We start from the raw sequence: 13,145 nt of genomic DNA on the forward strand, positions 1-13,145 counted from the left end.
TTAAAATAAGAGTGTAAATTTGCAACTCTTTTATTGTAAACAAGTATTTTTTTGGTAAACGGCTATTGAGTAATGGTAAAGATTGATACAATTGAACTGCCTGATTTTCCTTTATTACTGGCTCCAATGGAGGATGTAAGCGATCCACCATTTCGTGCCGTTTGTAAGGATAATGGTGCCGACCTGATGTACACCGAGTTCATCAGCAGCGAAGGCCTTATACGCCATGCCATCAAAAGCGAGCAAAAACTGGATATTTTCGATTATGAACGCCCAATTGGTATTCAAATTTTTGGAGGCGACGAGGATAGTCTGGCAATGGCTGCAAAAATTGTTGACGTTACCAACCCCGATTTATTAGATATTAATTTTGGTTGCCCCGTAAAAAAAGTAGCCTGCAAGGGCGCAGGTGCCGGCGTTTTAAAAGATATTGACCTGATGGTGCGATTAACCGATGCCGTGGTTAAAGCTACCCGCCTGCCCGTTACCGTTAAAACACGTCTCGGATGGGATGAAGACAGTAAGAACATTGAGGAAGTAGCCGAACGACTGCAGGATATAGGTATAAAAGCACTTGCTATACATGGCCGTACACGTGCACAAATGTATAAAGGCCAGGCCGATTGGACACTGATTGCCAAAGTAAAAAACAATCCACGCATCCATATTCCCATTTTTGGTAACGGCGATATTGATAGTCCGCAAAAAGCATTGGAATATAAAAACCGATATGGGGTAGATGGAATTATGATTGGTCGTGCTGCTATTGGCTACCCCTGGATTTTCCGCGAGATTAAACATTATATTCAACATGGCGTAATGCCCGCCGCACCCACATTAGAAGAAAGAGTAGCCGTTGCCAAAAAACACCTGCACAAGTCTTTTGAGTGGAAAGGCCCCATCGCAGGTATAAACGAAATGCGCCGACACTACGCCAATTACCTAAAAGGCCTACCCGGAATAAAAGAATACCGCAACCGTCTGGTTACACTAAAAACTGTGCCCGAGGTAGAAGAAGTACTAAACGAAGTGCTTACCCATTACCAGGGCGTAGAAATAGAACAAACACCCATTGTGCTGGAAAATTATCACGAGCATTGTGCCATTTAAGCTTTAATTTTTTGGTGCCCGGCGGCAAATCATTGGTTAATCGCCGCTTGCGTCGCACACTTGTACGTTCCGGTTTTATGGCAACAAAACAACTGTTACTATTTAACCATACTACCCACGGCCAATAAAACAAACAAACACATGAAACCACTTTTAATCTATTGCTATGATGCCTATTGTGGCTGGTGTTATGGCTTTAGTCCGGTAATAAAAAAAATTGCAGCCCAATTTAGTACACAGTTACAAACTGAAGTATTATCCGGCGGTATGATTTTACCCGAAGCACCGGTACATATTAGTGCTACAGCAGGCTATATTAAAGATGCCTATAAACGCGTAGAAGAATATACCGGTATTCAGTTTGGCCAGGATTATTTATGGCATATTCTTAACCCCGATAAAAGCGATTGGTTTCCCAATTCAGAAAAACCGGCTATAGCCCTATGCGTTTTTAAGGAATTATATCCCGATGATGCCATAGGATTTGCTGCCGATGTACAATATGCATTACATTTCGAAGGCCGCGACCTAACAGATGATGAAGCCTACCGCCATTTACTTGAAAAATATACCATAGACCCCATCTCTTTTTATAAAAAACTACACAGTGAGGCCTATAAAGAAAAAGCTTATTACGAGTTTTCGCTGGTAAAACAATTAAGGGTAAATGGTTATCCGGCAGTTTTAATACAGGCAACGGATAATAAATTTTACCTGGTAGCCAATGGCTTTACTGATGCTGAAACTTTGCAGCTACGCATACAAAATGTATTAGCCGAAATAACTGCTTAATGGTGTATTACATTAAGCAGCAGACCCTGCCAAATAGCAAACAAAGCGCCGAAGTGTGCGACGCAACCAAGCTTAATAGCAATACTACAGCCGGGTACAAAATTTAAACCATATTAGTAGAACATACATTTATTTTGTAGCAGGTTTCAATCCAAAAAAGATATCTATTTTTTAAAATTTCATGAGTACTGCTACCGCTAACCCGCAACTTATTCTGCAATCTGTATTTGGCTATGCCAGCTTTAGGCATAACCAGCAAGCCATTATTGAACATATCCTTAATGGCAAAGATGCTATTGTACTAATGCCCACCGGCGGTGGCAAAAGTTTATGTTACCAGGTACCCGCACTTTGTTTACCTGGTGTAACTATAGTGGTTAGTCCACTAATAGCCCTGATGAAAGATCAGGTAGATGCCTTAAAAGTAAATGGCATAGCTGCAGCATTTTTAAACAGTACCCAAAGCCAAAGCGAGCAGGTTTATATTATGCAGCAACTGCGTAATAATCAGCTTAAACTATTGTATCTGGCGCCAGAACGTTTATTGGGCAACGAAATACAGTTTATTCATTTTTTAAAAGAAATACAGGTATCGCTATTTGCAATAGATGAGGCGCATTGTATTTCGCAATGGGGCCACGATTTCAGACCCGAATACCTGGTACTTGGAGAACTAAAAAAACATTTTACTAATATTCCCACCCTGGCATTAACAGCCACGGCGGATGAACTTACCCGTAACGATATTATTGATAAACTACAGTTTACCCAATACCGTCTTTTTGAAAACAGCTTTAACCGGCCCAATATTGCTTATTATATAAAACCAAAGAAAAACTTTTATACAGACCTGCGTAAATACCTTGACCAACACAAAACTGATAGTGGTATAATTTATTGCCTTAGCCGCAATGGTACCGAAGAACTGGCAAAGGAGCTTATTGATGATGGCTTTAATGCGGCTGCCTATCATGCCGGTCTGGATAAAAGCATTCGCGAAGAAAGGCAGGAACAATTTTTACGCGACGATATTAATATAATGGTGGCTACCATTGCCTTTGGTATGGGTATAAACAAAAGCAATGTACGTTTTGTGGTACATGCCGATTTACCAAAAAACATTGAAGGCTATTATCAGGAAACCGGCCGTGCCGGCAGGGATGGACTAAATAGCGAGGCCATATTATATTACAGCGCCGGCGATGTGCTAAAACTAAAAAGCTTTGCCAAAGTAGAGGGCAACGAAAACCAATCTAAAATAATGTTGCAAAAGCTGGATAAAATGAGCCGGCTTTGCGAAATAAAAACCTGCAGGCGTAAATACCTTTTAAACTATTTTGGAGAAGAAGCACCAGACTTTTGCGGCAGCTGCGATACCTGTTTAAACAAACCAGATTTAAAAGAAGCTACCATTATTGCCCAAAAAATTTTAAGTACAGTTGCCCGGTTAAACCAGGCTTTTGGTATACGCTATGTGGCAGATATTTTGCGCGGCAGCAATAACGAGAAAATACGCAACGAACATAAACAGTTAACGGTTTATGGCATTGGTAAAGACCTGCCCAAAGAAGAATGGCTGCATTATATAAAAGAGCTCTTGCATTTTGGCTATTTACAAACAAGCGATGCTGAATACCCTGTGTTACAGCTAACAGCAAAAAGCCATGGCGTTTTATACCAGAAAGAAAAAGTGTTTCTAACAGCACCGGTGCAGGTGGTTATTGCCAAAGAGCCGGTTATTTATCAGCAACACCCATATGAACAGTTGTTGTTTGAAGCACTAAAAAAATTACGCAACAGTATTGCGCACGAAGAAAATGTGCCGGCCTATATTATTTTTAGCGATAGTAGTTTATTAGACCTGGCCACCTACCTGCCCATTACCAAATCCGATCTTCCAAAAATCTCTGGTTTTGGCGCCTTTAAAATAGAAAAATATGGCATGCCATTTTTAAATATGGTGCAGGATTATTGTATACAACAAGCCATACCAACCCGCATACATTTAAAAGAACCCAAAAAAGAAAGCAAACCCAAAACACCCCATATAAACCGCAAGCCAACTGAAACTATGCGTACAACCTATAACCTTTTCAGGCAGGGCAATGCGGTAAAAGATATTGCTGCTATAAGGGGCCTTTCTTTACAAACCATAGAAACACATTTGTGCGCCTACATAACCTTTGGCGAGCTGGATATAAATGATTTGGTAAGCCAAAAAAAGCAACTGGAAATAAAACAGGCTATTGCCCAATATGGCACTTCAAGCCTGCGTTTATTAAAAGAAAATTTACCACTATACCACGATTATGGCGAAATAAAAATGGTAATTACTGCACTGGAAAAGCAAACCTTATAAGCAAAAGATAATAATTAGCCGGGCCTTTAGTACAATAGGCAACTTTACTTGCGTCGCACTCTTGTACGGCATAACTTATTGCAGCTAAGCAATCAGGTATTGATTGTGAATTGATCATAATAATTACACCTACCAAACTACCAACGCTTTTAAAAATAAGGCCACAAAAATGCAATGGACACGCCCATAACAACTGTATTGCATTGCCGCCACGAAGGGGGAACCCTGAACCGAGCGTGGCAAGTAAAGCTTACTAGGTGAATGACCTGCTGGTAACACCATTTGTTTTTACTGTATTATCTTCACGCCATGAAATGGATACTTGTTTGGTTCATGGCCATTTGTGTCACATCGTTATGCGCACAGGATACGACCAAACCCTATTGGTATGGGAGGTCGGGAGGTAAATTACCCGAAATTGCTTACGGTTTGGGCGAGGATAGATTGGGCGGCGCCAAAATGGGCTATATTGATACCGGCGTTGTGTTAAAAATTATTGACTCGGTAAAAGAACGGTATCAAATACAATTGTCTAAATATCATACTGCCTATATTGCCAAAGCCGATGTAACAAGGGACTCGGCATTTGTACCCAAACCATTTTATCTTACCAACCGCTGGCGTGCTATTGGCGGTGACGCCAAATATGATTCGCTTTTTATTACAATGGATGAACGGCTGCCCTATAAAAGCTGGATGGAAATAAATCCATCGAGAATTGTAATTGAATTATATGGGGTTCAATCTAATACCAACTGGATTACGCAGGTAACATCTACCCTACAGGAAATTGGCAATATTTATTTTGTACAAGCCGAAGATGATGTGGTGCGGGTAACCATTGAATTAAAACATCACCAGCACTGGGGATATACCATTCATTATATAAATGGCAGATTGGTGGTAATGGTAAAAAGACAGCCGGAAGTATTGGCTATTCAAAACCTGCGCATTGCCATTGACGCCGGTCATGGAGGCACCAATACAGGTGCTGCAGGTGTAAAATCTAAAATTGCCGAGAAAAAAATTACTATAGAATTTGCCAGAGAACTGGAGAAATATTTATGCTCCAAAGGGGTTGAGGATGTGATTATGACCCGGATGACAGATACTACCATTGGTAATACAGACAGGGTGTTGTGGCTGCAACAGGCCCAGCCGGATATTTTAATAAGTCTGCACCTGAATTCCTCTGACGAAGACACAGTAAAAGGCAGTAGTACCTATTATAAACATATTGGTTTCAGGCCCTTGGGTATGAGCATTTTGCAGCAAATGTTTACCGCCGGCATGGCTGATTATGGCAACGTAGGTAATTTTAATTTTTTACTAAACCAGCCAACAGATTTTCCTAATTCACTACTGGAGATTGGATTTTTAAGTAATGTAGACGATGAAAAAAATATTTTAAATCCCCAATTTCAACATACTACAGCTGTAAAAATATATGAAGGCATTCTTGACTTTTTAAGGCAATGCCAGTAGCAGCCTATCGGAATAATTTCCATTAAAATTAAAAATTAACCAGTAATAATAAATGCTTGTTGGTTTGGAATAATATTTAGACATTTGTCTAAATATCTAATTAGTGAACCTTCTTTTTAAAGCAATGAACGATGCTACGCGTCGGGAAATTTTGGAACTGCTGCGGGACAGGGATTTAACCGCCGGCCAAATTGCCGAGCAGTTTAATATGTCCTGGCCAAGTGTATCGCACCACCTGGAATTATTAAAAAGGGCGGGCTTGGTGGTAGCCGTTAAAGAAGGGCAGTATGTATTTTACTCCATCAATACCACTGTGATGGATGAGATGTTAAAGTGGTTAATGCAATTCACAAAAAAGAAAAAATAACATGAAATCTAAATTTCATTTGTATGATGCATTGGTAATTGCCTGCATTATAGTACCATGCCTTTACCTGGCCAGTGTATACGCATCACTGCCAGCCACCGTAGCCACCCATTTTGGTATTGACGGCAAGCCCGATCAAACGGGGGATAAATCTACCTTATGGTTTGTAGTTTGCCTGCTGGGTGGTGTTAGTATATTTTCGTATTTGCTTATACGCTTTTTGCCAAAAATAGATCCTAAAAAAAACGTGCAATATTCTACCGCTACCTATAACAAAATTGCTATTGCCGTTGCAGTGCTGGTAAGTGGTATTAGCTGCCTAATAATTAGGGCGGCCCAGGTGGGCCGTTTTGAAATGGGCAATATGTTGCCTGTTTTACTGGGCGTATTTTTTGCTGTTATGGGCAATCTTATGCATAATATTAAACCCAATTATTTTGTAGGCATACGCACACCGTGGACCCTGGAAAGTGAAGAAACCTGGCGCAAAACACACCAGTTAGCTGGTAAAATTTGGTTTTTTGGTGGTTTGCTATTGGCTGCTCTTAGCTTCTTTCTGCCGGCTGAATATGCATTTTATGTACTAATGGTAACCGTGGCTATTATGGCTTTGATACCCGTTGGCTACTCGTATATATATTTTAAACAACTGCAAAAAACAAATCATCCCCAATAATTCAGGCGCACAAAATTGTCTTTAATCAGCTTGTTTTGCGTGGTGCATTTTTTTTAATTCATCTTTTGCAAGGCTTATCCATTGCCGCTTATTTTTTAGTTCGGTACGGCTTAACATTTTCTCTTCGGCAGCCATTGTGTTAAATAGTTGGCTGGCCTCGTCGGGCTGCTGATTACGTATTAAAAACAGCCCATAATGATATCTGGCCTCAAAATCAGAAAAACGGGCTTTCATGGTTTTAAACTCTTCTTCGGCTGCCGTAATATTATGGCAATGTTCTAATGCAATGGCATAGGCAATATGCGCTTTAGACCTGGCAAATTGTGGGCGGGAATATAATTTTTTAGCCAATGGCAAAATGGCTGTATAATCCTGCTTTATCTGATAGGCCAGAATAAGCTGGTAAATAACATGCTCGTTTTCGGTAAAAGTGCCTGTTAAACTGCTTTCGTACAAGGCAATTGCCTTATCGGTGGCGCCTGTTGTCAGGTAGGCATCGGCCAGTTGTACCCGATTATTAAAAGTATCGGTAAACGCCAGCTGCGCTTCCAGCTTTTTAATTTGCCCGCCGGGATTAATAATACTGCTAACACCCGATTTTACCTGCTGTATATCGCCACCAGAAAACATTTCGGTAAACATATAAGCAATACAACCTATTAATGGCAAAAAAACAATAATCCAAATCCATTTTTGTTCCTTGCCCCTGCGTACGCAATGAAATACGCATATAGCCTGTAAAATGAGAATAATATAGTAATAGTTGCCACCAAAAAACATAGATCCGCTGTTAAATATGATAGAGAAGCCAAAAATAGAGTTATCGCCAAATAGCAACCATTTTATTTAGGTGAAAATGATAGGAATATATAGTTTGCCATATAAAAGGCAGTGAAAAACAGGGCGTGTCCCTGCGGGCCGGGCTTTCCGCTGCAAGTCCTCGGCCCGCCGTTGCCGGACGTGCCTGCGGGCTTTACGCTGCAATCCCTCACGCAAATAGTGGCCAGCCATAACAGCAAATACTAACCTGCCAAAGGCTTTACATTTGGCTGCATACAGTTATACAGTACAAGAGTGCGACGCAAGCGGTGCTGATAGCAGTGCATTGGCTGGCTACAAAAAATAAAATTTCTATAACAGCCCATCAGGTTATTTTTGCAGCTGTTTATGAATATGACTGCTGATAAATACGAAGTGGTAATAGGTTTAGAAGTACATGCCCAGCTGGCTACAGCAAGTAAATTGTTTTGTGGCGATAGTATTGCTTTTGGTGCAGCACCTAATACACATGTTAGCCCGGTAACATTAGGCCACCCCGGCACATTGCCCAAAACCAATAAAAAAGCGGTTGAATACGCTATTAAAATGGGTATTGCCTGCAATTGCGAAATTGAGCGCTACAATTATTTTGCCCGCAAAAACTATTTTTATCCTGATTTACCCAAGGGATATCAGGTATCGCAACATACAACGCCTATTTGCAAGGGTGGCTATATAACCATTAAAACCGAAAATGGTGGTACCAGAAATGTACAGTTAAACCGCATTCACATGGAAGAAGATGCCGGCAAAAGCATTCATACCATGGATGATGAGTATACCTATGTAGATTATAACCGTGCCGGTACCCCCCTTATTGAAATTGTTACTGAACCAGATTTACATAGCGCCGAAGAGGCTTACCAATATGTTACCGAAGTACGCAGATTGGTGCAATGGATTGGTGTTTGTGATGGCAATATGGAAGAAGGCAGCCTGCGTTGCGATGCCAATGTATCTATCCGTTTGAAAGGAGAAACTGAATTAGGTACCAAGGTAGAAGTAAAGAACCTGAATTCTATTCGTAATGTAAAACATGCCATACAGTACGAAGTTGAAAGAATGATACAAATGGCAGAAGCCGGGGAAAGAATAATACAACAAACCCGCAGCTTTGATGCCGATACAGATACAACTTTTTCTATTCGCGATAAGGAAGAAGCCAACGATTACCGCTATTTTGCCGAGCCCGACCTGGCACCTTTTATTTTAAGCGATACTTTTATTGAATCCGTTCAAAAAAGTTTACCAGCATTGCCACAGGCTTTACAACATAAATACCAAAATGCATTAGGGCTTAGTGAATATGATGCTGCACAGCTTTGTATGGATAAAGCCACCACCGAATACTTTGATGGCACACTTGCTTTTACAAAAAACTACAAAGCTGTTGCTAACTGGATAAACGGGCCTGTAAAATCTTATTTAAACGAGCATAAAATACTATTAGAGCAATTTGGATTAAGTGCACAACAATTGGCTGGCATTATTGAATTGGTGGAAGGTGGTAAGGTTAATTTTTCAGTAGCTTCTACTAAAATATTACCGGTTTTGGCGGCAGAGTCCAACAGCAATGCAGCAGATATTGCCAGCCGCCTAAATCTTTTACAGGTTAGCGATACCAATGAACTGGAAGCATGGGTAGAACAAGCATTAGAAAATATGCCCGATAAAGTGAAGGAATACCAAAAAGGTAAAAAAGGATTGATTGGCCTGTTTGTGGGTGAGGTGAAAAAGCTTAGCAAAGGCAAAGCCGACCCAAAAGTGGTTACCACTTTACTGGAACAAAAACTGAATAAATAATTTACAAAAAACGACCATGCGTATAAGAACGGCATTTGTAGTATTGGCTTTTATAATGGCAGCCTCCTGCACCCAAAGTGGAGATGCCAACCAGTTTACAGTAAGTGGTAAAATTGATAATGCACCTGCAAAAAACTTATATCTGGAGCAGGTTAGTTACGATAATTCAGGGCAAAAAGTGATTGATTCTGTTACCATTGCAGCAGATGGCAGTTATAGTTTAAAAGGTATTGCAAAAGAACAAAGCCTGTACCTGCTAACCATTAACCATAATTCATTTGCCGTTTTTATTAATGATGCCAGTGATATTAAAATTAGTACCGACTTACAGAGAGATTTACGCACCCCCTACATTAGTAATAGCGATGCTACCAAAAGCATTTATGGCTTTTTAAACACTTTTAGGGAGAAAGATTCGATATTGGCCGTTATATTTAACCAAATGGACTCGTTGTATAAACTTAACCCAAATGATAGTACTATTCTGATGTTGCAGGCTGATGGCACACAGGTAATGCAATCATTGAATGCCTATATGCGCAAGTATGTTGGTGAATCAAAATATCCTGCTGCTATATTTTATGCTTTAAATATTGCTGCTTCTAAAAAAGTAATGCCTTTAAAAGAAATTGATTCTCTGGCCCAGCAAGCAATTATAACTTTTAAAGAACATGCAGGCTTAGCAGCTTTTAAAGCTTTGCTTACACAGGCTGTTGCAGCCAATAATTCATCCAGCAATGCCAATAGCCAACAGGCAGCTTACCCCTTATTAAACCAACAGGCACCAGAGCTTACCATGACTGATATAAATGGTAAAACGGTAAGTATAAGCAGTTATAAAGGAAAGTATGTATTGGTAGATTTTTGGGCCAGCTGGTGTGGACCCTGCCGCGCTGAGAACCCTAATGTGGTGAAAGCCTACAATACTTTTAAAAATAAAAACTTTACCATTTTAGGCGTTTCTTTAGATACAGATAAAGCCGCCTGGCAGGCAGCGATTCAAAAAGATGGATTGGCCTGGAATCATATGAGCGATTTGAAAGAATGGGAAAGCGTGGCTCCGCAGTTATATTATTTTAATGCTATACCCTTTAATGTGTTGATTGATCCTACAGGGAAAGTTATAGCTTCTTCATTAAGGGGGCCTGCACTGGAACAAAAGCTGGCCGAGGTATTACAATAAGCGTTTTTTACTATTTGCCAGGTACTAATTATTTTCTTAGCTGCCTATTGTTTTACAGTACAAGTGTGCGACGCAAGGATGTTGCTTGTTGTGCAAAATGATGGGCCAAAAAAAATCCTTCCCGTATAAACCAGAAAGGATTGCAGTGCGGAAGAGGAGATTCGAACTCCCACGCCAGTTACGGCGCTACCACCTCAAAGTAGTGCGTCTACCAATTTCGCCACCTCCGCATCTTTGGGAATGCAAATGTATAGGTTTAGGGGAAATGTTGCAACTGTTAACCCTTGTTTAGTTCTATTCTAAAAGTGGTTCCTTTACCCAGCTCTGTATACTTTATATAGATATGCCCTTTGTGGTATTGCTCTACGATTCTTTTGGTAAGTGTTAACCCCAGTCCCCACCCACGTTTTTTGGTAGTAAAACCGGGTTTAAATACGTTGGGCAGGTTGGCTTTTGCAATACCTTTTCCTGTGTCTGTCACCTCGATGATGACTTGCGTAATATTATCGTGCAACTGAACCGTTATTGTACCATGGCCTTCCATGGCATCGAGTGCATTTTTGAGGAGGTTTTCTATTACCCAATCGAACAATGGCGGAGAAATCATGGCGGTAAGTTCTTCGTTTTGAGGCTTTGTAATAATAAAATCTATTTTATTACCGGCCCGCTTTTTCATGTAATCTACCATATTACTTACCTGTAATATAATATTGGTTTCTTCCAAATGCGGCTGGCTGCCTATTTTACCAAAACGATCGGAAATAAGTTCGAGGCGGTTTACATCTTTTTCAATTTCGGTAACCATAGACTCGGTACCGGTTATATCGCGCAGTACTTCTACCCAACCTTTTAAACTGGTTACCGGTGTACCCAATTGATGGGCCGTTTCTTTAGCCATACCGGCCCATAACTGATTTTGTGTGCTGTTAAATGCTGATTTTTGGGCAATAACGGTTATAACAATAAATAGCCCAACTACTATTAGCTGTACAATGGGATAGTACTTTACTTCCTGTTGTAAAACACTATCGCCATAATAGTATTTATTTACTGCAATGGTTTTATTGCCTATTGTAAATGGCACCACAATTGGTTTATGCTGATGTTTGAATTCTTTTAATTTTTTGCGCAGATAGGTAGAATCCGTTTTAATTTTATTGCTATCAAGGTTTACACAGTTACCGGGATTTATCTTATCATTTTCGTCTGTTTCAATAATGGGAATTTCTTTGTTTTCTGATGAAATTTTTGCAGCAAGGTTAAAGCTGGCCTGGTCTGTGGCCGTTACAATGGTTTTTTGGGCTTCAATCCATATTTCTACTTTGTTTTTCTCATCGGCCGCAATTTTACGGGATAAATATTGGGAGTAAAATATAGTAGCGGTAACAATTGCCACTGCTACAAGAAATAAAACAGTTTTACCATTTAACCATTGTTGAATCATACTTCTAAAATAGACAATGTTTATATGCCATAAAAACAAAACCCCGCATAAATACGGGGTTTGTTTTTCTTAAGACCTGAACCTATGCAGATTATAGAGGTATTAACCAAATAATCCACCTTTCTTTAAATCCTTTGTACCTGAGCCTATTTTATAGCCATTCTGGTATATTTCAATTTTGTAATTACCTGTTTGGTATTTGCCACCCTCTGGTTTCCAATCGAAACTTACGGGTGTACGAACGCCTTGTTCGTATTTAACATCCATTTTACTGGTATATACTTTTTCGCCTTCATCCCTTGTTTGAAAACTGCCACTGCCATTGGATGGAATGGTAATTGGTTTACCATCGGGTGCATATACACATACATATAATTGCTTATTTCCACTTGGCGCTATCCTGTTTTCGTCAAGATCGAAAGAAATTCTAAACACGTCTACCTTTTTAGCTGTAGAGGTAGATTTTTCCTTGCCACTACCCTTTACATCTATACCGGTAATATTAATATTGGAAGCATGCAGGGTAGAGCCAATATCTTCCACACGGGCTTTTTCTGCCTGGGTGTTGGCCAGATTTTTTTCAACTACTTTTTTCTGCGATACAATGGTATCTCTTTCTGTACTTAGGTTTTGGTTAGCAACGGTCAGCTGTTGATTTTCTACTTTTAATTGTTCTATCTGTGTAAGCAGGTCATTAATTTTTCCATTTAATTCACCAATCATAGATCTTGTTTTGGCAAGGTCTGCATTTTTCTTACCCAGTTCACTTTTAATCTGCGCTTTCATACGGTCAATTTCGTTTTTGCGCTCTGCAAGCTCTCCTGTAAGTTCAGCATTAGAGCCTGATAGTGAATCCATTCTTGCCAATGCATCATTATACTCCTGCTGTATGGCATTTCGTGAAGAATCTACATTGGAATAATCTGTTTGTAATTGTGTAATTGTTTCTTTAGATTTACCCTTATCATAAATTATATACCCCCAGGTTAGTACCAGGGCAGCAATTAAAATACCATAGATAAGTTTTCTGTTGTCTTTGGGTGTTTGTTGCGGGGTTGTGGTACCGCCTGTGCTTGGATAGTTAGAATAGCTCATAAAATTATTTTT

At 39.9% G+C, this 13,145-nt stretch carries 11 protein-coding genes and 1 tRNA gene; 8 read left to right on the plus strand and 4 right to left on the minus strand.

Annotated features, from left to right (window positions below; genetic code table 11):
• Window positions 1–72 precede the first annotated feature (72 nt).
• The 6 genes from dusB to GD597_RS07595 all read left to right on the plus strand — a co-directional run bounded on the left by dusB (window position 73) and on the right by GD597_RS07595 (window position 6,789).
• Complete coding sequence (gene dusB / locus GD597_RS07570; RefSeq protein WP_171607232.1) at window positions 73–1,110, plus strand: tRNA dihydrouridine synthase DusB; 1,038 nt, start codon at window positions 73–75, stop codon at window positions 1,108–1,110.
• 141 nt (window positions 1,111–1,251) lie between these two features.
• Entirely contained in the window at window positions 1,252–1,902 is a 651-nt protein-coding gene (locus GD597_RS07575; protein WP_171607233.1) for a DsbA family protein, read from the plus strand.
• A 181-nt stretch (window positions 1,903–2,083) separates the two neighbouring features.
• Window positions 2,084–4,261 (plus strand): DNA helicase RecQ, encoded by a 2,178-nt coding sequence (recQ, locus tag GD597_RS07580; protein ID WP_171607234.1) that lies wholly within the window; start codon window positions 2,084–2,086, stop codon window positions 4,259–4,261.
• A 309-nt stretch (window positions 4,262–4,570) separates the two neighbouring features.
• On the plus strand, window positions 4,571–5,746 hold the full coding sequence (locus GD597_RS07585; RefSeq protein WP_171607235.1) for an N-acetylmuramoyl-L-alanine amidase: 1,176 nt from the start codon (window positions 4,571–4,573) through the stop codon (window positions 5,744–5,746).
• 103 nt (window positions 5,747–5,849) lie between these two features.
• The gene (locus GD597_RS07590) at window positions 5,850–6,113 is read left to right on the plus strand and encodes an autorepressor SdpR family transcription factor (RefSeq protein WP_171607236.1); all 264 of its coding nucleotides are present in this window, start codon (window positions 5,850–5,852) and stop codon (window positions 6,111–6,113) included.
• A gap of 1 nt (window position 6,114) precedes the next feature.
• Complete coding sequence (locus GD597_RS07595; protein ID WP_171607237.1) at window positions 6,115–6,789, plus strand: SdpI family protein; 675 nt, start codon at window positions 6,115–6,117, stop codon at window positions 6,787–6,789.
• A 21-nt stretch (window positions 6,790–6,810) separates the two neighbouring features.
• Here the strand turns inward: GD597_RS07595 and GD597_RS07600 are convergent, their stop codons facing one another.
• Complete coding sequence (locus GD597_RS07600; protein ID WP_235954216.1) at window positions 6,811–7,626, minus strand: PLDc N-terminal domain-containing protein; 816 nt, start codon at window positions 7,624–7,626, stop codon at window positions 6,811–6,813.
• Window positions 7,627–7,956: 330 nt separating this feature from the next.
• Between GD597_RS07600 and gatB the strand changes: the two genes are divergently transcribed.
• Entirely contained in the window at window positions 7,957–9,411 is a 1,455-nt protein-coding gene (gene gatB, locus GD597_RS07605) for an Asp-tRNA(Asn)/Glu-tRNA(Gln) amidotransferase subunit GatB (RefSeq protein WP_171607238.1), read from the plus strand.
• 16 nt (window positions 9,412–9,427) lie between these two features.
• Window positions 9,428–10,594, plus strand: coding sequence for a TlpA disulfide reductase family protein (locus GD597_RS07610; protein WP_171607239.1), 1,167 nt, complete (start codon window positions 9,428–9,430; stop codon window positions 10,592–10,594).
• A gap of 146 nt (window positions 10,595–10,740) precedes the next feature.
• On the opposite strand, the gene GD597_RS07615 is transcribed toward GD597_RS07610, so the two are convergent.
• The 3 genes from GD597_RS07615 to GD597_RS07625 all read right to left on the minus strand — a co-directional run bounded on the left by GD597_RS07615 (window position 10,741) and on the right by GD597_RS07625 (window position 13,133).
• Window positions 10,741–10,824: transfer RNA gene (locus GD597_RS07615), tRNA-Leu, on the minus strand.
• A 47-nt stretch (window positions 10,825–10,871) separates the two neighbouring features.
• On the minus strand, window positions 10,872–12,038 hold the full coding sequence (locus GD597_RS07620; RefSeq protein WP_171607240.1) for a sensor histidine kinase: 1,167 nt from the start codon (window positions 12,036–12,038) through the stop codon (window positions 10,872–10,874).
• Window positions 12,039–12,140: 102 nt separating this feature from the next.
• Window positions 12,141–13,133: a coiled-coil domain-containing protein gene (locus tag GD597_RS07625; RefSeq protein WP_171607241.1), complete on the minus strand. Its 993-nt coding sequence runs from the start codon at window positions 13,131–13,133 to the stop codon at window positions 12,141–12,143.
• Between the last annotated feature and the right edge of the window lie 12 nt (window positions 13,134–13,145).

The sequence above is a fragment of the Limnovirga soli genome (assembly GCF_013106755.1).
Lineage (GTDB): Bacteria > Bacteroidota > Bacteroidia > Chitinophagales > Chitinophagaceae > Limnovirga > Limnovirga soli.